Origin of the sequence: Janibacter limosus (assembly GCF_004295485.1) — a bacterium.
GTDB classification, from domain to species: Bacteria; Actinomycetota; Actinomycetes; order Actinomycetales; family Dermatophilaceae; genus Janibacter; species Janibacter limosus_A.
In genome coordinates, this window is record NZ_CP036164.1 from 3381406 (window position 1) to 3403310 (window position 21905).

A 21905-nucleotide genomic window follows, 5' to 3' on the forward strand; every position below is an offset into this window, starting at 1 on the left:
CCTCACATGCAGCTTCCACGGAGGAGTCTCGACCCCGCACGTCTCTACCTGCACGTTGCAGAGGGGTCGTCGCCGAGCTTCGTGAGCGCGTACTCCTCCATCGCGGCCAACTTGGCCCAGACGTCATCCCGGCAGATAAGGGAACGGTCTCCTCGGAGGTGAATTCTCGCGCCATGTGCCGAGAGTGCGGGCCCTTCGAGCCCAGGGCCTGGCCATCCGTGTCAGTGCCCTGTGTGGCGCAAGTCGCTAATGCCCGATTCTGAGCCCGGTGACGAGTGTGCGGTGACGATCGTCAACCGCAACACCTGCGCGGCGCGACCGCTCACCGCTTCATAGACCGTCAGGAGACCATCGAGCCAGTACGCGGGGCTCCGCCGACGTCACTGCCGTCGTGACCTGCGATATTTGGGCATGGCGCCGATCACCCGCAGTCTGGTCAGCGCCGTCGCGCTGCTCGCTGTGCTGGGTGCGCCCACCGCGTCGGCGAGGGACGACGGCCGCGCCGCGTCGCAGGTCGAGCAGGTGTGGGTGCCGGTCGGCGCCGAACCCGACGGTGACCCTGTCCGCATCGATGCCGATATCTACCGCCCTGCCGAGGACTCCGACGGTCCCCACGAGGCGGTGCTGCTCGCGCACGGGTTCGGTGGCAGCAAGGATGCCCTGGCGGAGCAGGCAACGGCCCTGACCGACGACGGGTACCTCGTCATGACCTACAGCGCTCGAGGATTCGGCGACTCGGGAGGCGACGTCCACCTCAACGACCCGGACTACGAGATCGCCGACGCCCTCGCGCTGATCGACCTCCTCGCGGAGCAGCCCGGGGTGCGCCTGGACGCCCCCGGCGACCCCAGGGTGGCCGTCGCCGGCGGGAGCTACGGCGGTGCGCTCGCCCTGATGGCAGCCGGAGCCGATCCTCGCGTCGACTCCGTGATCGCATCCATCACCTGGCACGACCTGTCCGACGCCTTCTTCCCCCAGTCAGCGCCGCAGGTCAGTCAGCCGGGGCCCTTCAAGGCACTGTGGGCCTCCAACTTCTTCATCAGCGCCTCCGGCGGCGCGCCGGGTGGGTCAGGTGCAGATGGGTTGTGTGGAGGCTTCTCCCCACAGGTGTGCGACCTATTCACCACGGCCGCCGAGACGGGCCAGGCCGATCCCGACCTGCTCACACTGCTGCGCAGGCACAGCCCGGCCGCAACGCTCGCCGACATCGAGGCGCCGGTCTATCTCGAGCAAGGCATGGCCGACTCGCTCTTCGGGACCGATCAGGCTGATGCCAACGCCCGTGCCCTGCAGGAGGCCGGCGTGCCCGTGGCCGTCAGCTGGTTCAACGGCGGACACGACGGCGGCGGTCGGCCCGGCCAGGAGGAAAGGCAACGAGAGCGACTCGCCACCTGGCTGGACGGCACCTTGCGCGCCGACGGACCCGTCACCCAGGAGAGCCTGCCGGTCCCTGCGTTCAGCTACGCGATGCCCCCTTCGCGCCGTCGCGGTGAGGCTCAGGGCGAGCAGGTCGTCGAGGCGAGGACCTACCCGCCACCGGACGCCGACCGCGTGGAGCTACCGCTGACGCCGGTGGCAGGCACCGACCTGATCAACCCTCCGGGGGGAGTGCCCAGGGCCACCACGGCCGTGCCTGGTCTGGGCTCCCTCGACAGCCTGTCGTCGAGCCTGTCGACCTACCCGCTGGCCGCGCTGCCGGGGCAGTCGGCGGCCTTCGACACCGAGCCCCTGGACCAGAGCCTGACCGTGGTCGGTCAACCCCGGATCGATCTCGAGATCACCTCGACCGGACCCAGCAGCACCCTCTTCCTGTCCCTGTGGGAGGTGGAGAGCTCCGGACCGGTCCTCCCGAGACGACTCGTGGCCCCCGTCCGGGTGGACGTGACCCCAGGGCAGCCCACCACGGTGACGGTGGACCTGCCCGGCGGTACCTGGCAGATGCCGACGGGCTCGACCTGGCGGGTGCTGGTCACGGCAACCGATGCGGCGTACTCCGGTCCGGACGAGGTGCGTGCCGACCGGGTGCGGGTCACCGGCCCCGGCCTGGTCGTCCCGGTCGCCACCGGTGCCACAGCGGACTCGAGCAGCCCCTGGGATCGCGAGACGGTCGGGACAGCCGGTGCGCTGGCCCTCCTGCTGCTCGTGCTCGGCGTCCTGGCCCTGCGGTCCCGCCGGGCCCCGCACCCGGTGCGCGAGGACCTGGCCGACGTGCCCCTGGCCATCGAGGGGCTGGTCAAGGCCTACCCGGACGGGCACCGGGCCGTCGACGACGTGAGCTGGCGGGCAGAGCGCGGTCAGGTCGTCGGGCTGCTCGGGCCCAACGGCGCCGGCAAGACCACGACCCTGCGGATGGTCATGGGGCTGATCCGTCCCGACGCAGGGACGGTGCACGTGCTGGGGCAGCCCGTCACCGCAGGTGCCCCCGTGCTGCGCCGGGTCGGCGCGCTGGTCGAAGGGCCAGGCTTCCTGCCCCACCTGAGCGGACGCGCCAACCTCGTCTCGTACTGGGCGGCCACCGGCAACCCCGCAGGGGAGGCACGGATGGACGAGGCGCTGGAGATCGCCGCGCTGGGGGACGCCATCGACCGCCCGGTCAAGGCCTACAGCCAGGGCATGCGCCAGCGCCTGGGCATCGCCCAAGCCATGCTGGGCATGCCCGAGGTGCTGATCCTCGACGAGCCGACCAACGGCTTGGACCCGCCGCAGATCGCCGCGATGCGCCCGATGCTCGCGAGATATGCCGAAGGGGGGCGCACCGTCGTCGTCTCCAGCCACCTGCTCGCCGAGGTCGAGATGACCTGCTCGCACGTCGTGGTCATGCACGCCGGACGGGTCCTGGCCGCCGGCTCGGTCGACGAGCTGGGTGTCGCCGAGGGACGCAACCTCGAGTCCGTCTTCCTGTCGACGATTGCCCGAGCCGGGGACGGCTCAGACCTCAACCAGGTGCGGCCGCGGTGAGCCGCCCGCTGAGCCTGCGCGTCGAGCTGCGACGGCAGATCACCCGACCCCGCACCCGCTGGACCTACCTCGTCCTGCTGGCACTCCCACTCGTCGTGGTCGCCGCCTTCACCCTGGGCGACGACAGCAACGAGGGACAGAACTTCGCGGACCTGGCCACCACGGGCTCGGCCAACTTCGCCGTGTTCATGCTGCTCGTGACCGCCGAACTGCTCATCCTCATCCTCGCCGCCCTCTTCGTCGGGGACCCGGTGCCGGCGGAGGCCTCGTGGTCGTCCCTGCGCTACCTCCTGACCGCCCCCGTCCCCCGGGCCAGACTGCTCACGAGCAAGCTCCTCGTCGGGCTGGGCCTGACTGCCTTCGCGGTCCTGCTCCTACTCGGATGGGTCCTGATCGTGGGTGGCATCTTCTACGGATGGGAGGCCCTGTCGCTGGACGTCGGCGGCTCCCTGACGTGGAGCCAGGTGCTGCCCCGTCTCGCGGCGAGCGCCGGCTACGTCTTCCTCGCCCAGCTGCCCTTCGCCGCGATCGCCTTCTGGATGGGTGTGCGCACCGATGCGCCCCTGGCCGCGGTCGGCGTCGCGGTCTTCGCCGCGATCGTCTCCTCGATCCTGGACTCCCTGAGCGCGCTCGGGGACTACCGCCGGGCACTGCCCAACCACTACGCCCGGGAGTGGATCGGCCTGTTCGGTCCCGACGCCGACTACGGCGCACTCCTGCCGGGGGTCCTGTGGGCGCTGCTCTACGCGACGGTCTTCCTCGCCCTGGCCTACCGGCACTTCGCCCGCAAGGATGTGCTCAGCTGACCGCTCCGGTCGCGGCCGTTGACCTGATCGTTCGTCCCTGCAGGCCATGGAGCGCGTCGCCTCGGATCCCCTTCCGTGGTCCGTGCAACAGTGGGCGCATGACGCCCTGCCGCCTGCACATCACCGGCGCCAGCGGGACCGGCACGACCACGCTCGGCCGTCGGCTCGCCACGCAGTGGGCGGTGCCGCACGCCGACTCGGACGACTACTTCTGGGTGCCGACCTCGCCGCCGTACACGACCAAGCGCGAGGAGGCCGCGCGGATCCGCCTGATGCGCGAGGTCTTCGTCGGCCGCGACGCCTGGGTGCTGTCCGGGTCGCTCATGGGGTGGGGCGACCCGCTCACCGAGAGCTTCGATGCGGTGGTCTTCCTCTCCGTCGACCACGACGTGCGGATGAGTCGCCTCCACGCCCGGGAGGTGACCCGCTATGGCTCGCGCATCGAGCCCGGCGGCATGCACGAGAGCGCGCACCGCGACTTCATGGACTGGGCGAGCGGTTACGAGGACCCCACGACAGATGGCCGCAACCGGGCCCAGCACGAGGCGTGGCTCGCCACCCTGACCTGCCCGGTGCTTCGCCTCGACAGCACCCGAGGAGCCGACGAGCTCGTGGCCGAGATCGCGGGGTAGCGCCCCCCTTCGCCGCGCCGGGTCTCAGACCTCGTCGCGCTCGTCCTCGTCGTCCGGGGCGGGCTGCGACTGCTCCCAGACATCGGCGGGATTGGCATCGTCGCTCAGCCCGATGGGCTCCTCGGGCAGGCTCTGACCGTCCTCGTCCTGCGTGCCTGTCGACAGTCGTTGGTCGGCGGCATCTGCCTCGGGGACGTCGTCGGGGAGATCGTCCGCGGGCTCCGGTGTCCGAGTGCTCATGATCGCTCCTGTGCGCTGGGTGCGGTGGGTCCTCGAGGCTAGCGAATCCGCGCCCTCTCGGTCACGGTGACAGGATCGCCGCGGGGCGCCTCGAGGCGCGACCCACCGCGCGGACCGGTGGCTCGCCGTGACCCGTTCACAGCCCCAGCTCGCTGAGTCCGGGGTGATCGGGAGGTCTCGGCGTGCCAAGCTCCCAATGGAACTTGCGGTCCGCCTCATCGATCTCCAGGTCGTTGATGCTCGAATGCCGCCAACGCATCAATCCGTTCTGGTCGAACTCCCAGTTCTCGTTTCCGAACGATCGGTACCACGATCCGGTGGTGGCCTGCGACTCATAGCAGTAGCGAACGGCGATCCGGGTCTCGGTGAATGCCCAGAGCTCCTTGATCAACCGATAGTTCAGCTCGCGGGCCCATTTGTGTTCCAAGAACTCGATGATCTGCTCGCGACCCTGGACGAAGGATGTCCGATTACGCCACCAGCTGTCAGCAGTGTACGCCAACGCGACGCTGTCGGGGTCCTGCCTGTTCCACGCGTCCTCGGCGCCGCGGACCTTCTGAGTCGCGGTCTCGAGGGTGAACGGAGGGGTGGGCGGTTTGATCGTCATGACGAGCCTCCAGGTGACTGTCTCAGCGTAAGGCCACGAGTCTCAGGCCAGCGTGAGGAAGAGCTTCTCCATCGCCGCGCGGTCCTCCTCGTTGACACCGTCGGGGGAGGAGAGGCACTCGCGCAGGCCGGAGGAGACGATGGCGAAGCCAGCTCGGTCGAGGGCCTTGCTCGCTGCGGCGAGCTGGGTCACGACGTCCTTGCAGTCGCGACCCTCCTCGATGAGGCGGATGACCCCACCGATCTGCCCCTGCGCCCGGCGCAGCCGGTTGACGACCGGGCCCATCTCGTCCATGTCCAGCGTGACCATTGTGTCTCTCTCCTTCGTGATCAGGTGCGTCAGGCGATGTGGGTGGGGATCGCTTCGAGCGCAGCGCGCAGGCGGGTGTCCGCCTCCTGCGCGACGGCCTGCAGGCCCTCGTTGCCGGTGACGCCGACCATCATGCCGGGGTCGACCGCCTCGACGATCGTGCGTCCGTCGTCGCCGTCGGCCCGGACGACGACATTGCACGGGAGCAGCAGCCCGATCGAAGCCTCCACGGCGACGGCCTGCTCCGCCAGCTGCGGCCGGCAGGCGCCGAGGATCACCTGGGGTGCGATGTCGGCCCCGACCTTGGCCTTGAGGGTCGCAGCCAGGTCGATCTCGGTGAGCACCCCGAAGCCCTGGTCGGCCAGCGCGTCACGGGTGGCTGCCAGCGTCTGATCGAACGGAGCGTCCACGGTGGTGGTGATGGCGTATCGCATGTCGTCTCTCCCTGTGTCGTGCGGCCTGTCCGACCGTGTTGACACCATACCCCCGGGGGTATTAATTTGTCCATGGTGGCCACAGCGCGAGCTGCCGTGGCCACGCCAGCTGACCCACCCCCTTCCCCAGCTCCAGGAGATCCCCATGTGCCGTCAAACAACCTGCCGTCAGTGCGGCAAGACCAGCTGGGCCGGCTGCGGCCAGCACGTCGACCAGGTCATGAAGGGAGTGCCGGGCAGCCAGCGGTGCCCCGGACACTCCGCTCCGGCGAAGGGGGCCGCCGCCTCCCGCAACCCGCTCGCCCGCCTCTTCGGCCGCGGCTGATCCACCCGGCGCCGTGCCCCTTGCTGTCATCCCCCTCGGCCTGGTCATCGGCCTCGCGCTCGGTGCCCTCGGCGGAGGAGGGTCGATCCTCGCCGTCCCCGCCCTGGTTCACGTCCTGGGACAGGACCCGGTCACCGCGACCACCAGCTCACTGCTCATCGTGGGCATCACCTCCCTCCTCTCCCTGCCGGCGCACCACCGTGCGCAGCGAGTGAGGTTCGGGCAGGGGGTGGCCTTCGGTCTGCTGGGGACGGCCGGCTCGTTCGCCGGGTCGGCGGCCTCCCGGGCGGTGCCGGGTGAGGTCCTGATGACCGTCTTCGCCGCGCTCATGGTCGTGGTGGCCGTCCTGATGCTGCGGCGCAGTCGCCACGGCCCCCGGGGGAGCGCCGACCTCGGTCCCCACGAGCCGATACTGACCGTGCGCCCTCTGACCTGCGCCTGCCCGCGCGTGATCAAGCTGGTCGTCGCGGCAACTCTCGTCGGCCTGCTGACCGGGTTCCTCGGTGTCGGGGGCGGCTTCGTGCTCGTCCCGGCACTGGTGCTCGTCCTCGGCTTCACCATGCCCGCGGCTGTCGGCACCTCCCTGCTCGTCATCGCGATCAACAGCGCGACGGCGTTGGCCGCCCGGGCGCAGCAGGGCATAGGTGACCTCGACTGGCCCATCATCGTCGGTTTTGCCGCGGTCGCCGTCGTCGGCAGCCTCCTCGGCAGCCGTGTCGCCGACCGGCTTCCGGCGGCTCGACTCTCACAAGCCTTCGCGGTCCTCGTGCTCGTCATCGCCGCCTTCACCGCCACGCAGTCCCTGCCGGCACTCCTGTCCTGACCCACCCCCTTCCGGACGTGCCCCATGACCACCACACCCCGCATCCCCGAAGGAGCGACTCGATGATCCTCACCCAGTACTACCTCAGCTGCCTCTCGCATGGTTCCTACCTCATCGCCGACGAGGGCAGCCGCAAGGCCGTCGTGGTCGACCCGCGACGCGACATCAGCGACTACCTCGCCGAAGCGCGGGAGCACGACCTCGACATCGTCGGTGTCATCAACACGCACGTGCACGCCGACTTCGTCGCGGGTCACCTCGAGCTGGCCGCCGCGACCGGCGCCTGGATCGGCTACGGGCCGACCGCGGCCGAGCGGGCCGAGTTCGTGGTGCGGCCCCTCGCGCAGGGGGACCGCATCGAGCTGGGTGACGAGGTCACCCTCGAGATCCTCGAGACGCCAGGCCACACCTGGGAGTCGATCAGCGTGCTCGCGCTCGAGCACGGCAGCCCCCACGCCGTGCTCACCGGTGACTCGCTCTTCATCGGCGGCGTCGGACGACCCGACCTCGTCGTCTCCGACGGGTCGACGCCGCAGTCCTTGGCGGAGGCCATGTACAGCACCCTGCACGACGTGCTGCTCTCGCTGCCCGACGCGACGAAGGTCATGCCCGCCCACGGCGCCGGCTCGTCCTGCGGTCGGGGCCTGTCCGACGAGCTCGAGTCCACCATCGGGGCCCAGCGCGTGACCAACCCCTTCGCCGCAGCGATGCCCGTGGACGAGTTCGTCCGGATGGTCACCACCGGTCAGCCCTCCGCGCCGCCGTACTTCCAGGTCGACGCGGCGCTCAACCTGCGTCAGCGCGAGCTGCTCGACCCGGACGAGACCGTCGTCCCCTTCACCCCCGCCGAGGTGCGCGCGGCGATCGAGGGCGGGGCCATCGTCGTCGACACCCGCTCCCCGGAGGACTTCGCCACCGGACACCTCGTGGGCTCGCTCAGTGTGGGACTGGACGGACGCTTCGCCGAGACCGCTGGGATGGTCCTGGACCACGGCGACGAGATCCTCGTCCTCGCCGAGCCCGGTCGGCACGCGGAGGCGGCGCTCCGGCTGGCGCGCATCGGCTTCGACACCGTCATCGGCCACGTCGCAGGTGGGCCGGCCGCGCTGGCACAGGTCCCCGACGCCGTCGTCTCGGTCGAGCGCGTCGAGGTCACCGGCTGGGACGAGCTGGCCGACCAGACAGTCGTGCTCGACGTGCGCAATGCCGGCGAGCGCGAGGGCGGTCAGCTCATCCCCGGGGCCATCCACATCCCACTGGCCGAGCTCGCCCGTCGTCACCGTGAGCTGCCTGCCGAGCGGCCGGTGCTCGTCCACTGTGCCGGGGGCTGGCGCTCCTCGGTCGCCGCGAGCCTGCTGCGGTCACGGGGTCACGCCGAGGTGACCGATCTCGTCGGTGGCTACGCAGCGTGGGCCGAGCGGGAGCGCGCCGGGGTGTGATCGTCGCGGCCTGTCCGCGCACCGCACCGAGGTCGACGCAGCACTCGCGTGGGTCCCGGTGGGGCACTCGTACTCGCGCGCTCAACGCTTCAGGCCAACGCCGTCAGCCACTCGCCGACGTGACCAACCCGGGTCACCGCGGGATGGAAGTAGAAGACGCTCTCGTGCTGGATCGGGCCCACGACGACGATGTGCCGGACGCGTCCGCCTCCGGTTGCCGAGGCCAGGGCTGCGCCCAGCTCGACGAACATCCCCCGCCCGTCGTGCTCCGAGGTCGTCGCGTGCGATTCGGGCCGACGCATGGGGTGCGCGACCGCCCGGCTGCGTGACCACCCAGTGTCAGCCATCCGGTCTGCAACCCCGCCCGGCGTGCGACCTCGTGGGGGCAGGATGGGCGGATGGCTGATCCGCGCACGACACTCGAAGAGGAGCGGAGGGAGACCCTCGCCCGCCTCGCGACGCTCACCGGGGACTTCACGGCCATCGTCGAGGCGAGCGAAGGGAGCAATGCCGACGACGAGCACGACCCTGAAGGCGCGACGATCGCCTTCGAGCGCTCACAGCTGGACGCGCTCGTCCAGCAGGCGCGCCACCACCTGACCGAGATCGATGCTGCGCTGGAGCGTATCGACGCCGGCACCTACGGGACCTGCGAGCGGTGCGGCGCGCCGATCGCACCGGGCCGGCTCGAGGCGCGGCCGGTCGCGCGGACCTGCATCGAGTGCGCGTCCACCTGAGGCGACGTGTCTACTCGGGGCCGGCTCCAGGTCTCGTGTCGAGAGACCGGGCAGATCGAAGACCGCCGCCCGGCCCGCTTCGAGGAGTGTCGTCGTGACACGGTCGCCGCGTGATCTCGTCGGGCGCGCGTGTGCGAAATGTGGGGGCGGGGCGGCGGCCCCGGTGTGGCAGTCACGGGGTCATCACACTCTCCGTCAGTGACCGCGGGTCGCTTGTGCGGAGGCGAGCGCTGCCTCGCCCACGGTTCGAGGGTCGGGGCGAGGTGCGCCGTGGCCGAGGGTGCTCGTCGGGCATCGAAGGGGCCGGTGCCTTGCCGGTGTCGTCGATGCCCGCGGCAGGTGGTCACCCGCGGTGGGCCGGACCCGATGATCGCCTCGAACTCCAGGAGCAGCAGCTCTTCGTCCTGCAGGACGACGTCGACAAACCGCTCGCGGGTGGTGTCGAGGATGTCGTCGTGCTCGATCATCGCCATGGTCATGTCGCACCCCTGATCACGCGTCGATCGCCGTGTGACCACCGCCCCGGGAGGTGATCTGGATCTTGCGGGGCTTGGCCTGCTCGGCCACCGGGATCCGCAGTGTGAGGACACCGGCGTCGTAGGCGGCGTCGATGCTGCTGGTGTCCAGGTTGTCCCCGAGGATCAGCTGCCGGGTGAAGGTGCCCCTGCGCCTCTCGGCAGCGATCATCTCCTGTCCAGCGTCTCTGGCCGGGCGCTCCGCCCGCACGGTGACCACGTTGCGCTCGACGTCCAGGTCGACGTCCTCCGCCCGGAGGCCGGGCAGGTCGAACTCGACGACGAAGGTGTCACCCTCACGCCACGCATCCATCGGCATCGATGTGGGGGCCAGGCTCCCGTCACCGCGAAACAGCTGCTGGGTCACCCTGTCCAACTCGCGGAACGGGTCGGTGCGCATCAGCATCTGCGTCATCTTCGGACTCCTTCCTCGTGTTGACCACCTCCACAATCTGTGACGGTGGTGATAGATTTTTTATAGCAGACACCAAGGACGTACTCAAGAGGCACTGGAGAATCATGACGACGGACCCGGCACGAGGCGTGTACGGCATCTCGGTGGCGGCCGACCTGGTGGGCATGGGCTCGCAGCAGCTGCGCTGGTACGAGACGCAGGGGCTGTTGAGTCCGGATCGCACCGAGGGAGGCACCAGGCGCTACAGCGAGGACGACCTGGTGCGTCTGCGCCGCATCGACGTGCTCCTCGACGCCGGACTCAACACCGCCGGCATCTCGATGGTCATCGACCTGCAGGACGAGGTCGATGGTCTGCGCGAGGAGCTGGCGAAGGGCAATCTCGACACCTGATGTGAGGACCGAGGAGGGCGAGCATGACGACCATCTCCGAGCACCGATCGGCGACGACGCTCGAGCGTCCCATCGGCGCAGGCGGGCCCGCTCCGGGAGCCCAGCGCCCGACGGCCGCCGCGTCTGGGACCGACCTCTGCATGCTCACCGTGAGGGAGCTCATTGCCCAGCTGGCGCGTAGCGAGGACCAGCTCAAGCTCGCTCGCCTGCAGCAGGGTGAGCAGCAGGTCGGCTCGATGCGACAACTGCGTGACCGGCAGGCAGCGATCATCCGGGAACTGCGGTCCCGGCCGGCCTGAGCCGCCGTACCGCTTGAAAGGCTGTACCGCCTCCCCGGAGGGGGGCCAGTCCGCGAGCAGGCGGGAGCGACCTCGTCGAGCCGGCGAGCCAGCTCATCGTCGCGTCGAGCGACTCGGCGACCGGTCGGCCGATGCCGCAGTTGGCGAACCAGGCGTAGCCACCCCCTTCGGGGCCGCAGCCCTCGCGGTCAGTCGGTGGCAGCCGATCGGTGGTCCAGGCCGGTCCGCCAGACGCTGGGGTCCGCGACGGCGAACCGGCGGCCGGAGATGACGTCGGGGGTGATGCGCACGAAGCGGTCCTTGCGCCCGCCTTGCCAGGGGTGCAGCGGGAGGTCGGCCGTGTCCATGACGTCGTGCTGCTCGGTGATCGAGTGCGCGCGGCCCCGGACGACGACGCTCCATGCCTCGCCGGTGGCCTCGTCGAGACCGTCGGCCTCCAGCGCGACGGGGGTCCCGCTGATCCCGGCGACCTTGGTCCCCTCACCGGTGCGGAAGACGACGGTGCCCTGATCGACGACGAAGTTGAGCGGGAAGATGTCCGGATGGTCGTCTAGCCAGACCGCGAGACGGCCGACCGTGGTCGACCTCATCAACGACCAGCACGCGTCGGCCGTCAGCTCTTGGACTGCCTGTGGAGCACTCATTGTGCCGCCTCTCGAGGGTCCTTCGAGGTTAGCGCGGACCGCCAGAAGAGGCCATGGGGCGTCCAGGCTCCGGTAGCCGTCCCGATCCAGGAAGCCCCGGGATCGACCTCGGCCAAGACCCTTGGCCGGACTCTAGAAAGCTGCGGCTGGTGGAATGGTCCCGAGCAATTGGCCGCTGAGCAGCGGCGGGTCTTCGAAGCCTCCTGTCCACACCCCCAGGGCGAAGGGGGCGACCGTCCACAGGGCCTCGTGAGCCCGGGACGCTGTCGGTGGTCGTACCTACGATCGAGGTATGTCAGAGGCGACGGTGCGTTACGCGGATCCGGGGTTGCTCCCGGGGTTGCGAGACGCGTTGCGCGCGCTCACATATGGCGATGTCTCGACGATATGGCAGGTCCCCGACAGCGACGTGGGTGAGGCGCTCGCCCTGGTGGGGCAGATTCGTCAGCTGACCGAGGTCGCCGAGGTCGCGGCCGTGCGGGAGGGGGTCTCGCGGGGTCTGCCGACGCAGGAGTCGTGGTCGGTGCGTGACTGGGTCGGTGTCAGCGAAGGGCGCCGGGCACCTCGTCCGCAGATGCGGCACGTGGGGTCGGTGGTGCGGGTGGCCGAGGCCGGCCTGCGGACCGGGAGCGGCCTGAGCGAGCCGGCCCCGGAGGCAGCCCCGGACTCCGACACGGACGACGAGGCCTCGTCCAGCCCGGCGGCCGGCGTGCCCGACGTGGTCGCAGCCTTCACCGAGGGTGACCTGCCGTTGGGCAAGGCCGACCAGCTCGTGCGGTTCGAGGAGGGCGTGCGTCGGGTCGCCGATGCCGACCTGCTGGCGGCCGACCTCGGCATCCTGCTCGGCCAGGCCCGCGACGACGAGGTCCTCACCGGTCCGCAGGGTCGGACGCTGCAGCGGGTGTCCGGCCTGGACGAAAAAAAGCTGGCAGCCGCCATCACGATGACCACGCGGATGCTGCGCCCGGACAAGGACTTGCGTGATGACGACGAGCGGCTCAAGGCGTCGCGCTCGCTGACCCAGCACACCGACGGGTGCGGCTTGACGCGCTACAAGTTGGTGCTGGACCCCGAGGGCGCCGCGATCATCGACGCCGCGGTCGCTGCCCTCTCGGCCCCGGTCAAGGGACCCGAGGGTGAGCCTGACGATCGGACCCCGGCCCGACGTCGCGCCGATGCCCTGCTGGCGATCGTCGGCCGGGGGGTGTCCTCGCCGGGCCAGGCACCCAAGAGCGACAAGGCCCAGGTCGTCGTGACCATCAGCCTGGCCGCGCTCACCGCCAACCTCACGGCCGGTCGGTGCGGAGCCTGCGGGCAGGACCTGCCAACCAATGCCTTCGGCCAGCCGCTCGCCCACGTCGGCGACCTCGGTGGCGGTGTGAGCGGCGGCGTCGGTCGTGGCGGTGCGGGACACGGACTGGGCGCCGCAGGAGTCGCCGGGGGCGGTCACGCGGGTGGGCTGACGGCGACCGGGCAGGTCCTGGCGCCCGCGGTGGTGCGCAAGATGGCCTGCGAGGGCGCGATCATCCCCGCGCTCCTGGGCACCGACTCCGAGCCCCTCGAGCTCGGTCGTGCGGCCCGCTACTTCAGTCCGGGGCAAAAGCGGGCGCTCTACTTGCGAGACGGCGGCTGCACCTTCCCCGGGTGCACCATGCCCGCTCACTGGTGCGATGCCCACCACGTCGACTACTGGTCCCTGGGCGGCTGTACCGACATCGGGCGATCCGCTCTGCTGTGCGAGCGCCACCACACGACGGTCCACACCCATGGCCTGACCTGCACCATCACGGCCTTCGGCGTCACCTGGCACACCTGATATGGAGCGACTTCTTGTCAAGAGGCAGGGTGAGGCGCCCGTCCCCGAATCAGGGGGCGGGCGCCTCATGCTTCGTCGTCGTGGTGCTGGCGAGCGTGTCGTTTCCCGACGCGCGGTCAGACTGATATTCGCGGGTTGGTTACCGCAGGACGGTGCTTTCGGCAGGAGCTGGACCGCGTGTCTAGCAACGAGCGTGGCCAGTCTGGGCTGGCTGCTCATAGGTGTTTCGCGGGTCGCTCCACGCGCTGCCACCAGTACCGGCGCGGCGACGAAGCAGTTCGTGGGGCCTATGGCATGGACGCTCCTTCGAGGACGGCCAGGGACCAGCACCAGCCGGCGAGCTCACGCGCGATGGCGATGTTGGCGACGGTGGGCTTCTTCCTGCGTTCGTTGAACCTCACCCACCGCTCGTGCAGGCGTCGGTTGCCCGCGTCCCCGCGGGACCGGGCAGCAGCGGGTGCCAGGTCCCACCGATCACGCATGGTCTTGCCGATCCGGTAGCGGGGGCGGTGGTGCCAGGCGGCCTCGACCAGCAGTCGACGTACATGGGTGTTGCCGGTCTTGGTGATCGATCCCTGCACGCACGAGCTGCCGGAGGAGTACTCGCTGGGTACGAGCCCGACGAAGGAACCGATGCTGTTGCCGGTGAACCGGTGCCAGTCGCCGACCTCGACCGCCAAGGCGAACCCGGTCAGGGTGCCCACCCCGCGCAGGCACCCGAGCCGGTGGACCACGTCGGTGAACTCGCCGTCAGCGGCCATCTCCTCGATCGCGACGTTGAGTCGGTCGCGGCGTGCCTGGACCGTCAGCACGGCCTCGTAATCGGAGTCGAAGGCCAGCCGGGTGGCACGACCGGTCAACTGTGACAGTGCCTCTTGGCGCAACCACACGTCATGCTTGCCGGTCCACGCGGCACCGCCGTAGTAGACGACCCCGTGGCGCAGCAACAACTTCGACAGTCGGTGCCGGGCGCGCATCAGGTCACCGCGGCAGTCCTCACGGGCACGGACCAGATCCCGGGCGGCCTCCTGGTCCACGCTCGGGATCGCGACCGAGGTGACTTCGTCCAGGCGCAGCAGCCGAGCCAAGTGGATCGCGTCCTTGGCGTCGGTCTTGACCCGATCACCGGAGGGCTTTTGCAGCTTGCTCGGCGCGGCGACCTCGCACCGGATCCCCGCCGCGGCCAGATGTCGGTACAGGCCGAATCCGGTCGGCCCGGCCTCGTAGGTCACCGCCACTGGTCCCGGCAAGGCTTGGACCCAGGACACGACGTGCTCGTGAGACGGAGTCAGCTTCGATTGGAACAGCTCGCCCGTGACACCATCGATCGCCGCCGCAGCAACAGATCGTGCATGCACGTCGAGCCCAACACTCGTACGCTCGGTAAACACCGGGGCCTCCCACAACTGTCGGACAGGCCGAGCAGGCAGCCCCTACTCGGTAACCCACGAACATGTGTGAGAGAGGCCCCGGCCCGCAACCCCTCGGTCAGCCCGAGTGGTCACCCATACCGTCTAGCGTTCCCGCCCCGCACCCGACCCCACACGGGGTCGGGGCTCAGGCCTGTCATCACCACCCCGGCCCCTGCCGTGCGGGCGCTCTAGGCTGCGGGCGTCGCCCCCTTCGCAGGAAGCAGCCCATGACCGACCTCGCCCAGGACCCCAGCCGAGCCATCGAGCTGTGCCGCGCAGCGGAGGAGCGCCTGGCGGCGACGGTCGCCGAGCTCGGTGACGACGATCTGCGCGTCCCCAGCCGCCTGCCGGACTGGTCGGTCGGCCACGTGCTCACCCACCTCGCGAGCAACGCCGACGGCCACGCCCGCCGGGTCGAGGGAGCGCTGCGCGGCGAGGGGCTGGGCAAGTACGCCGGCGGCGCCCAGCAGCCCCTCGACGAGATCGAAGGGGGTGCCCACCGGCCCGCGGTCGAGGTCCTGGCGGGCCTACGGGCAAGCCAGTCGCGGTTGCTGGAGCTCTTCGAGACGGCCGACGCCGCGGGCTGGCCGCACGGCGAGCTCCTCGGTGGCGAGGCATACCCCGTCACGGCCTGCCCAGCGCACCGCCTGCGGGAGGTCGAGATGCACCACGTCGACCTCGGGCTGTCGTACGCGGTGGCGGACTGGCCGCAGGACTACGTCGACTGGGACCTGCGCGTCCTGCTCGCGACGCTCCCGGACCGGTTGGGTGCACCGGACCAGCGCAGTCTCATGGCCTGGGTCGCCGGCCGCGGGGTGGTCGACCCGGGCTGGAGCGTGGGTGCGTGGGGGTGAACACGAGCGCCCGTCGCCACGCGGACCAGGCCCGGCCTCAGCCCGTGGTGGTGCGGTCCTGCCAGGTGGCGCGGTCAGCGGCGCTCGAAGGCCCGCCTGATCTCCTCGGGGATCCGCCCGCGGGCCGACACCTCGTAGCCGGCCTCCCGTGCCCACCGGCGGATGTCTGCGGCGCTCGCCGGCGCGGGTGGCGTGAGCGACTCGAGCGCGGAGCCCGTCGGCCCGCCGAGGCCGACCTCCGTCCGTGCAGCGGCGAGGAAGCGGTAGGTCCACTCCTGGGCCAGTGCGCGGTTTTCGGCGAAGATGATCGGTACCTGCGGGAAGCGCGCCTGGCTCTCCGCGATGGCCTCGGCGACCACAGCGGGCCGCACGTGCTGGAGGGCGAAGACCTGCGAGTACCGGTCCTCCACCACCACCGCAGCCCGGGGAAGGGAGGCCAGCTCCGCCGTGACGTAGCCGAGGCGGCCGCTGGTGAGGCTGGAGGCCAGGTCCGCCAAGGACTTGCGCTCCACGGCCGCGACGATCGTGTCGTCGACCTCGACGGCGTAGTCGCCGGCGGGCAGCCCCCTTCGCTCCGTGGTGGCTTGTTGGTGGGAAAACTTCCACGCGTACCGCTCGCGGTGGTCGACGAGGATCTCGAGGTCTGCGCCGCCCTGCGCGCGAGCGGTCGGGATGGTGACGCGGGGACGGGCCTGCTTCGTCGTGCGGGCGCTCTGCCAGAAGATCACCTCGCGTCCGCGGGCGCGGGTGAGGACGAACTGCGAGCGGTTCTCGCGGGCGCGGTCGATGACGAGGTCGATCGCGGCGCCGCGGCTCGAGCACGTGCGGATGGGGACCCGCTCGACGATCTCTGGGGTGGTGGGCCAGGCCTCGGCCCGGTGGCAGTAGAGCTTGCTCGTGCGCGGCCAGACGTCCTTGGTCTTGAGCACGATGACGCGGTCCCGGAGCGGGATGCGCACGAGATAGGGCAGCGTGCTGTCCGCCTCGGGGTTGCGCGCGATGAGGAAGTCGTCGACCACGGTCACAGTCTGACGGTCACGGCCTGGTCTTCACCAGCCCCGCACCCGAGCACGGCAACACGCTGGACCCCGGTCCCGGCAGGTGTCATCCACAGCCTGGCAGGGGTGGCTCCGCCCACCCACACGACTGCCGCCGCGGACAGGGCTGACGGGCCCGGCACTTATCGTGGACACGTGCTGATCTTCCGTCCGTCCCCACTCCGGAGCTGACCCATGGTCTGGGACCTGGCCTCCGCGACGTGGGTGCGCGCGCTGACCGATGAGCGGCTCGAGGAGGCGCTGGACCTGGGGACCTTCCAGCGCGGGGTGGGTTATGCCGACGAGGAGATGGTCACCCAGATCGCGACGCTCAACCGCGGCCGGGTCGTCGTGGCCAAGGTCAAGGGCTCGGGCGCGCAGAGCTACCAGACGATCATCTCCCAGCACAGCGACCCCAAGGACGACGTCCTCGAGTGGAGCGCGCGCTGCAGCTGTCCGGTGGCGACGGACTGCAAGCATGCGGTGGCCGTGATCCTCACCGTGCGCGACGCCCTCGGCGGTGACCAGCCCGCGACCGTCGCGTGGGAGGAGGCCCTGGCGCCCCTCGCCGCCGACCCCACGCCCGAGCGGCTCGACCAGGGCGTCCCCCTGGCACTCATCGTCGAGAGCGTCATCGCCCCACCGGACACCTGGAGCCGGCACGGGGAGCCGCGCATCCGGCTGCGTCCGAGCCAGCGCACCAAGGCGGGAGGGTGGGCCAAGAACACCGCGTGGAACTCGGTGCGCACGCCCATGCGCAGCCAAAGTCGCGGCGACGCCCTCGAGCGCCACCGGGCGGTGCTCGCCGCGTTGGTCCAGCTGCACGACCGCAGCACGGGCGGCCGGCGCGGCTACTACCTGGCCGAGGCCACGACGCTGCACCTCGACGACTTCGGCCCGGACGTGTGGCCAGTCCTGCGCCGCGTGCGCGACGCGGGCGTCGTCCTGATCGGCAGCGAGGCCGGGGAGCCGGTCCTGCTCGACGACACCCCGGTCGAGGCGGCCGTCGACCTCGTGCGCACTGGCGAGGGGCTCCTCCTGCAGCCGCTCGTCGAGGGTGTCGGCGCCGATGGCTCAGGCCCGAGCGCTGACCTCCGGGAGACCCAGCTCATCGGTCGGCCGCGCCACGGCGTGGCCGTCACGCGGGGGACAACCCTCGCGCTCACCCCCTTCGTCGCCCCGCTCGACCCCGAGGTCGCCGACCTGGTGGACCGGCCCCGCGGGCTGGAGATCCCCGAGGGCGACGTCGACCGGTTCGTCACGCTCTACCTGCCGCGCCTGCGGGAGCGCCTCACGGTCATCTCGTCGGACGGCAGCGTCGATCTGCCCGAGGCGCAACCCCCGCGATTGCACGTGCGCGTGCAGGCAGCCGGTCACGGCATCCGACTCAGACTCGGCTTCGTCTACACGACCGGGTCGCGCAGCCACGTCGTCGACGCCACCGCGGGCGGCAGCGCCCCGAGGGACACCAGGGGCGAGCAGGCGCTGCTCATGGGGATCGAGGTGCTCGATGACGTCCCCGGGGCGACGACCAGGGTGCAGGGCAGCACCCGGTGGCGACTGCAGCCTGCCGTCACGCTCCACGGACCCGATGCCGTCCACGTGCTCACCGACGTCGTGCCACGCCTCGACGACGACCCGCGCGTCGTGGTCGAGCTCGACGACGACCTGCCGACCTACGAGGAGCTCGTCGACGAGCCGCAGATCGCGATCGGTGCCGGCGACTCATCCGGCGGGTCCGACTGGCTCGACCTGCACGTCTCGGTGACCATCGGTGACGTCGAGATCCCCTTCGAGCCGCTCTTCGAGGCGCTCGTCCGCGGCGACGAGCTGATGCACCTGCCGACTGGCGAGTGGTTCCGCCTCGACCACCCCGTCCTCACCGACCTGCGTGCGCTCATCGCCGAGGCCCGTGAGCTCGCCGAGCCGGAGGCCGGCCACCTGCGCCTGAGTCGCTACCAGGCCGACCTCTGGGACGAGCTGTCCGACCTCGGTGACATCGCGGTCGACCGCGAGCACGCGTGGCGGGCCAGCGTCGAGACTCTCCGTGAGATCGACACCCTGCCCGCACCCTCGGTGCCCACCTCGCTCGGGGCGACCCTGCGCCCGTACCAGCTCGAGGGCTACCACTGGCTGACGACGCTCTGGGACGCCGGCCTCGGTGGCGTGCTCGCCGACGACATGGGTCTGGGCAAGACGGTGCAGACGCTCGCGCTGCTCGCCCGGGCCCACGAGGCGGGCGACCTCGATCGTCCTGTCCTGGTCGTGGCCCCCACGAGCGTCGTCGGCACGTGGGCGAGCGAGGCGGCGAAGTTCGTCCCCGACCTCGAGGTGTGCACCCTCGGGTCCACCCACAAACGGCGGGGGAGCTCGGTGGTCGAGGCCGTCGAGGGTGCCCAGCTCGTCGTCACCTCTTACGCCGTGCTGCGCATCGACGCCGAGCAGTTCACCGAGGTCGAGTGGCGAGGGGTGATCCTCGACGAGGCGCAGTTCGTCAAGAACGACCGGTCCAAGATCCACCAGGCACTCCGGGGGCTGTCCGCTCCCTTCGTCCTGGCGGTGACGGGGACCCCGCTGGAGAACTCGCTGATGGACCTGTGGTCCCTCTTCGCCCTCGCGGCACCCGGGCTCTATCCCCGCCGCGACCAGTTCAACGACCTCTATCGCAAGCCCATCGAGTCCGGGGCGCAGCCCGAGCTCCTCGACCGGCTGCGCCGGCGCATCCGTCCGCTCATGCTGCGGCGCACCAAGGAGCAGGTGGCGCTCGACCTGCCGCCCAAGCAGGTCCAGGTCCTGCCCGTCGACCTCACCCCGACTCATCGCAGGGTCTACGACCGGCACCTGCAGCGCGAGCGCAAGCGGGTGCTCGGCCTCCTCGAGGACCCCGACGGCAACCGCGTGGCGATCCTCGCCTCCCTCACCCGGCTGCGTCAGCTGAGCCTCGACCCCGGGCTCGTCGACGAGGAGCTCCTCGGGCAGGGCGCCTCGGCCAAGATCGACGTGCTCGTCCAGCACCTGCGCGAGCTGGCGATCGAGGGGCACCGGGCCCTGGTCTTCAGCCAGTTCACCGGGTTCCTCGGGCTCGTGCGCGATCGGCTCGACGCCGAGGGCATCACGACCAGCTATCTCGACGGCTCGACCACCAACCGGCCCGAGGTCATCGACGGCTTCAAGCAGGGGGAGCAGACCGCCTTCCTCATCAGCCTCAAGGCCGGCGGAGTCGGGCTGACTCTCACGGAGGCCGACTACGTCTTCATCCTCGACCCCTGGTGGAACCCCGCCGCCGAGGCGCAGGCCATCGACCGGGTGCACCGCATCGGGCAGGACAGGCCGGTCATGGTCTACCGGCTCGTCTCGACGGGGACCATCGAGGAAAAGGTGCTGGCGTTGCAGGAGCGCAAGCGAGACCTCTTCGAGCGGGTCGTCGACGAGGGCGGGGCGCTGTCGGGGGCGATCACCTCGACCGACATCCGGGCGCTGCTCGACCCGGGGGACTGAGACCGGGGACGCTCGGCTCAGGCCTGCTCCACGCTCAGGTCCCCCTCGCGGAAGCGCTGCCGCAGCACCTTCTTGTCGAACTTGCCGACCGACGTGCGCGGGACCTGGTCGATGAAGGCGAAGGCCTCCGGCAGCTGCCACTTCGCGAAGTCAGAGGACAGGAACTCCCGCAGCTCGGCAGCGGTGACGCTCGCGCCCTCGCGCACGACGATGTTGGCGAGGGGACGCTCCTGCCACTTCTCGTCGGGGATGCCGACGACCGCCGCCTCGAGCACGGCCGGGTGCCCCATGAGTGCGTTCTCGAGGTCCACCGACGAGATCCACTCGCCTCCGGACTTGATGACGTCCTTGGCCCGGTCGGTGAGCGTGATGTACCCACGCTCGTCGAGGTTGCCGACGTCACCGGTGCGCAGCCAGCCGTTGTCGAACTTCGCCTCCGACTCGGGGTCGTCGGACAGGTAGTAGCTCGCCGTGACCCACGGGCCGCGGACCTCGAGCTCGCCGACGGCCACCCCGTCGCGCGGCAGGACCGCGCCGTCGTCACCGACGATTCGGCCCTCGACCCCGCACAGGAGCCGACCGGCCGTGCCCTTGTAGCGCCACTCGTCCTCCCCGTCGACGCCGAGGGGAGGGTTGGCCACGGAGGCGACGGGGGAGGTCTCGGTCATCCCCCAGGCCTGGACCATGTCGAGCCCGTGCCGCTCACGCAGCGCCTTCATCAGCGCGACGGGCACCGCGGACCCGCCGCACAGGATCCGCTGCAGGGAGTCCAGCTGCACGTCCGGGTTGTTGTCGAGGTGGGTGAGGACGTCGTTCCACACGGTCGGCACGGCGCCGGAGAGCGTCGGTCGTGTCTCGCGGATGAAGCGGACCAGCGGCTCGGCCTGCAGCCACCGGTCGGGCATGCACAGCGAGGCGCCGCTCATGATCGCTGCATAGGCCAGGCCCCACGCGTTGGCGTGGAACATCGGCACGATCGGCAGCACCCGGTCGGCGAAGGTCAGCCCCGCGACATTGCCGGTGCAGACCGCCAGGGAGTGCAGGTAGGCGGAGCGATGGCTGTAGACGACCCCCTTGGGGTTGCCGGTCGTCCCGCTCGTGTAGCACATGGCCGCCGCGTCCCGCTCGTCCACCTCGGGCCAGTCGAAGGTCTCCTCCTGCTGCGCCAAGACGTCCTCGTAGAGCAGGACCTCCTTGCCGCTGGAGCGAAGGGAGTCCAGGTCGGCGCCCGCAGCGTCCGGCCCGGCGACGAGAACGTGGGTCACGGTCTCGAGGTGCGGCAGCTGGGCGGCGAGCAGCCCCACGAGGGAGTCGTCGACGATGACGACCTTGTCCTGTGCATGGTTGGCGACGTAGATCAGCTGCTCGGGGAAGAGGCGGATGTTGAGGGTGTGCAGGACGGCGCCCATCGCGGGGATCGCCAGATAGGCCTCGAGGTGCTCCTGGTTGTTCCACTGGAAGGTCGCGACCCGGTCGTCGCCGGTGATGCCGAGCGAGCGCAGGCCGCCGGCCAGCCGGGCCACCCGCCCGCCGAGCTCGCCGTAGGTGATCGACCTGCTCCCGTCGGCCGTGGCCGTGACGACGTGCGAGTCGGGGTGCACCCGGGTGGCGTGGCGCACCAAGGAGGCGATGGTCAGCTGGTCGTCCTGCATGGTGCTCTTCATGCGCCCATCCAACTGGGTGACGGCCGTCACGTCCAGAGCCGGGGCAACC

Annotated in this window: 22 protein-coding genes; 12 read left to right on the forward strand and 10 right to left on the reverse strand. The window is 70.6% G+C overall.

What is annotated here, in order from left to right:
- The first annotated feature begins 411 nt into the window (after positions 1–411).
- From EXU32_RS16250 to EXU32_RS16260, 3 genes are all read left to right on the forward strand, one after another.
- Positions 412–2958, forward strand: coding sequence for an alpha/beta fold hydrolase (locus EXU32_RS16250; RefSeq protein ID WP_130630840.1), 2547 nt, complete (start codon positions 412–414; stop codon positions 2956–2958).
- The gene (locus tag EXU32_RS16255; RefSeq protein ID WP_130630841.1) at positions 2955–3764 is read left to right on the forward strand and encodes an ABC transporter permease subunit; all 810 of its coding nucleotides are present in this window, start codon (positions 2955–2957) and stop codon (positions 3762–3764) included. The genes EXU32_RS16250 and EXU32_RS16255 overlap by 4 nt, the downstream gene beginning before the upstream one ends.
- Positions 3765–3862: 98 nt before the next feature.
- A complete protein-coding gene (locus EXU32_RS16260; protein WP_130630842.1) occupies positions 3863–4396 on the forward strand; it encodes a hypothetical protein in 534 nt (177 codons plus the stop codon).
- Between the two features lie 24 nt (positions 4397–4420).
- Here the strand turns inward: EXU32_RS16260 and EXU32_RS16265 are convergent, their stop codons facing one another.
- The 4 genes from EXU32_RS16265 to EXU32_RS16280 all read right to left on the reverse strand — a co-directional run bounded on the left by EXU32_RS16265 (position 4421) and on the right by EXU32_RS16280 (position 5986).
- Positions 4421–4636, reverse strand: a complete 216-nt coding sequence (locus EXU32_RS16265; RefSeq protein WP_130630843.1) for a hypothetical protein — start codon at positions 4634–4636, stop codon at positions 4421–4423.
- Positions 4637–4772: 136 nt separating this feature from the next.
- Positions 4773–5243, reverse strand: a complete 471-nt coding sequence (locus EXU32_RS16270; RefSeq protein WP_068265010.1) for a DUF1348 family protein — start codon at positions 5241–5243, stop codon at positions 4773–4775.
- A gap of 42 nt (positions 5244–5285) precedes the next feature.
- Positions 5286–5552: a metal-sensitive transcriptional regulator gene (locus EXU32_RS16275; RefSeq protein WP_068265009.1), complete on the reverse strand. Its 267-nt coding sequence runs from the start codon at positions 5550–5552 to the stop codon at positions 5286–5288.
- Positions 5553–5581: 29 nt separating this feature from the next.
- A complete protein-coding gene (locus EXU32_RS16280; RefSeq protein ID WP_130630844.1) occupies positions 5582–5986 on the reverse strand; it encodes a DUF302 domain-containing protein in 405 nt (134 codons plus the stop codon).
- A gap of 145 nt (positions 5987–6131) precedes the next feature.
- Here EXU32_RS16280 and EXU32_RS16285 point away from each other — a divergent pair, with 145 nt between their 5' ends.
- From EXU32_RS16285 to EXU32_RS16295, 3 genes are all read left to right on the forward strand, one after another.
- Positions 6132–6311, forward strand: a complete 180-nt coding sequence (locus EXU32_RS16285) for a hypothetical protein (RefSeq protein ID WP_084349401.1) — start codon at positions 6132–6134, stop codon at positions 6309–6311.
- Between the two features lie 13 nt (positions 6312–6324).
- The gene (locus EXU32_RS16290; RefSeq protein ID WP_207233834.1) at positions 6325–7134 is read left to right on the forward strand and encodes a sulfite exporter TauE/SafE family protein; all 810 of its coding nucleotides are present in this window, start codon (positions 6325–6327) and stop codon (positions 7132–7134) included.
- Positions 7135–7196: 62 nt separating this feature from the next.
- A complete protein-coding gene (locus EXU32_RS16295; protein WP_130630845.1) occupies positions 7197–8573 on the forward strand; it encodes an MBL fold metallo-hydrolase in 1377 nt (458 codons plus the stop codon).
- 89 nt (positions 8574–8662) lie between these two features.
- Here the strand turns inward: EXU32_RS16295 and EXU32_RS16300 are convergent, their stop codons facing one another.
- Entirely contained in the window at positions 8663–8920 is a 258-nt protein-coding gene (locus tag EXU32_RS16300; RefSeq protein ID WP_130630846.1) for a hypothetical protein, read from the reverse strand.
- Positions 8921–8971: 51 nt separating this feature from the next.
- On the opposite strand from EXU32_RS16300, the gene EXU32_RS16305 reads away from it, so the two are divergent.
- The gene (locus tag EXU32_RS16305; RefSeq protein WP_130630847.1) at positions 8972–9310 is read left to right on the forward strand and encodes a TraR/DksA family transcriptional regulator; all 339 of its coding nucleotides are present in this window, start codon (positions 8972–8974) and stop codon (positions 9308–9310) included.
- Between the two features lie 492 nt (positions 9311–9802).
- Here EXU32_RS16305 and EXU32_RS16310 read toward each other — a convergent pair whose 3' ends face one another.
- A complete protein-coding gene (locus EXU32_RS16310) occupies positions 9803–10231 on the reverse strand; it encodes an Hsp20/alpha crystallin family protein (RefSeq protein WP_130631247.1) in 429 nt (142 codons plus the stop codon).
- 113 nt (positions 10232–10344) lie between these two features.
- Between EXU32_RS16310 and EXU32_RS16315 the strand changes: the two genes are divergently transcribed.
- Both EXU32_RS16315 and EXU32_RS16320 read left to right on the forward strand, forming a co-directional pair.
- Entirely contained in the window at positions 10345–10632 is a 288-nt protein-coding gene (locus EXU32_RS16315; protein ID WP_055990090.1) for a MerR family transcriptional regulator, read from the forward strand.
- A 23-nt stretch (positions 10633–10655) separates the two neighbouring features.
- Entirely contained in the window at positions 10656–10931 is a 276-nt protein-coding gene (locus tag EXU32_RS16320; protein WP_130630848.1) for a hypothetical protein, read from the forward strand.
- Between the two features lie 188 nt (positions 10932–11119).
- On the opposite strand, the gene EXU32_RS16330 is transcribed toward EXU32_RS16320, so the two are convergent.
- Positions 11120–11521: a pyridoxamine 5'-phosphate oxidase family protein gene (locus tag EXU32_RS16330; RefSeq protein WP_347400282.1), complete on the reverse strand. Its 402-nt coding sequence runs from the start codon at positions 11519–11521 to the stop codon at positions 11120–11122.
- Between the two features lie 346 nt (positions 11522–11867).
- Here EXU32_RS16330 and EXU32_RS16335 point away from each other — a divergent pair, with 346 nt between their 5' ends.
- Complete coding sequence (locus EXU32_RS16335) at positions 11868–13391, forward strand: HNH endonuclease signature motif containing protein (RefSeq protein ID WP_130630850.1); 1524 nt, start codon at positions 11868–11870, stop codon at positions 13389–13391.
- 287 nt (positions 13392–13678) lie between these two features.
- Here the strand turns inward: EXU32_RS16335 and EXU32_RS16340 are convergent, their stop codons facing one another.
- Positions 13679–14782: an IS110 family transposase gene (locus EXU32_RS16340; RefSeq protein WP_130630851.1), complete on the reverse strand. Its 1104-nt coding sequence runs from the start codon at positions 14780–14782 to the stop codon at positions 13679–13681.
- A gap of 248 nt (positions 14783–15030) precedes the next feature.
- Here EXU32_RS16340 and EXU32_RS16345 point away from each other — a divergent pair, with 248 nt between their 5' ends.
- Entirely contained in the window at positions 15031–15657 is a 627-nt protein-coding gene (locus EXU32_RS16345; RefSeq protein WP_165399713.1) for a maleylpyruvate isomerase family mycothiol-dependent enzyme, read from the forward strand.
- A 74-nt stretch (positions 15658–15731) separates the two neighbouring features.
- Here EXU32_RS16345 and EXU32_RS16350 read toward each other — a convergent pair whose 3' ends face one another.
- On the reverse strand, positions 15732–16682 hold the full coding sequence (locus EXU32_RS16350) for an ERCC4 domain-containing protein (protein ID WP_207233835.1): 951 nt from the start codon (positions 16680–16682) through the stop codon (positions 15732–15734).
- Positions 16683–16889: 207 nt separating this feature from the next.
- Here EXU32_RS16350 and EXU32_RS16355 point away from each other — a divergent pair, with 207 nt between their 5' ends.
- Positions 16890–20192 carry a DEAD/DEAH box helicase gene (locus EXU32_RS16355; RefSeq protein ID WP_130630853.1) on the forward strand — a complete coding sequence of 1101 codons (3303 nt, stop codon included), beginning with the start codon at positions 16890–16892 and terminating at the stop codon, positions 20190–20192.
- Positions 20193–20209: 17 nt separating this feature from the next.
- On the opposite strand, the gene EXU32_RS16360 is transcribed toward EXU32_RS16355, so the two are convergent.
- Positions 20210–21856, reverse strand: coding sequence for a fatty acid--CoA ligase (locus EXU32_RS16360; protein WP_130630854.1), 1647 nt, complete (start codon positions 21854–21856; stop codon positions 20210–20212).
- Positions 21857–21905 lie beyond the last annotated feature (49 nt).

Coding starts and splice junctions, on each gene's coding strand:
- EXU32_RS16355 (WP_130630853.1), top strand. CDS start 16,890: ATGGTCTGGGACCTGGCCTCCGCGACGTGGGTGCGCGCGCTGACCGAT.
- EXU32_RS16300 (WP_130630846.1), bottom strand. CDS start 8,920: ATGGCTGACACTGGGTGGTCACGCAGCCGGGCGGTCGCGCACCCCATG.
- EXU32_RS16305 (WP_130630847.1), top strand. CDS start 8,972: ATGGCTGATCCGCGCACGACACTCGAAGAGGAGCGGAGGGAGACCCTC.
- EXU32_RS16330 (WP_347400282.1), bottom strand. CDS start 11,521: ATGAGGTCGACCACGGTCGGCCGTCTCGCGGTCTGGCTAGACGACCAT.
- EXU32_RS16315 (WP_055990090.1), top strand. CDS start 10,345: ATGACGACGGACCCGGCACGAGGCGTGTACGGCATCTCGGTGGCGGCC.
- EXU32_RS16295 (WP_130630845.1), top strand. CDS start 7,197: ATGATCCTCACCCAGTACTACCTCAGCTGCCTCTCGCATGGTTCCTAC.
- EXU32_RS16265 (WP_130630843.1), bottom strand. CDS start 4,636: ATGAGCACTCGGACACCGGAGCCCGCGGACGATCTCCCCGACGACGTC.
- EXU32_RS16260 (WP_130630842.1), top strand. CDS start 3,863: ATGACGCCCTGCCGCCTGCACATCACCGGCGCCAGCGGGACCGGCACG.
- EXU32_RS16270 (WP_068265010.1), bottom strand. CDS start 5,243: ATGACGATCAAACCGCCCACCCCTCCGTTCACCCTCGAGACCGCGACT.
- EXU32_RS16310 (WP_130631247.1), bottom strand. CDS start 10,231: ATGCTGATGCGCACCGACCCGTTCCGCGAGTTGGACAGGGTGACCCAG.
- EXU32_RS16280 (WP_130630844.1), bottom strand. CDS start 5,986: ATGCGATACGCCATCACCACCACCGTGGACGCTCCGTTCGATCAGACG.
- EXU32_RS16285 (WP_084349401.1), top strand. CDS start 6,132: ATGTGCCGTCAAACAACCTGCCGTCAGTGCGGCAAGACCAGCTGGGCC.
- EXU32_RS16275 (WP_068265009.1), bottom strand. CDS start 5,552: ATGGTCACGCTGGACATGGACGAGATGGGCCCGGTCGTCAACCGGCTG.
- EXU32_RS16320 (WP_130630848.1), top strand. CDS start 10,656: ATGACGACCATCTCCGAGCACCGATCGGCGACGACGCTCGAGCGTCCC.
- EXU32_RS16335 (WP_130630850.1), top strand. CDS start 11,868: ATGTCAGAGGCGACGGTGCGTTACGCGGATCCGGGGTTGCTCCCGGGG.
- EXU32_RS16360 (WP_130630854.1), bottom strand. CDS start 21,856: ATGAAGAGCACCATGCAGGACGACCAGCTGACCATCGCCTCCTTGGTG.
- EXU32_RS16345 (WP_165399713.1), top strand. CDS start 15,031: ATGACCGACCTCGCCCAGGACCCCAGCCGAGCCATCGAGCTGTGCCGC.
- EXU32_RS16250 (WP_130630840.1), top strand. CDS start 412: ATGGCGCCGATCACCCGCAGTCTGGTCAGCGCCGTCGCGCTGCTCGCT.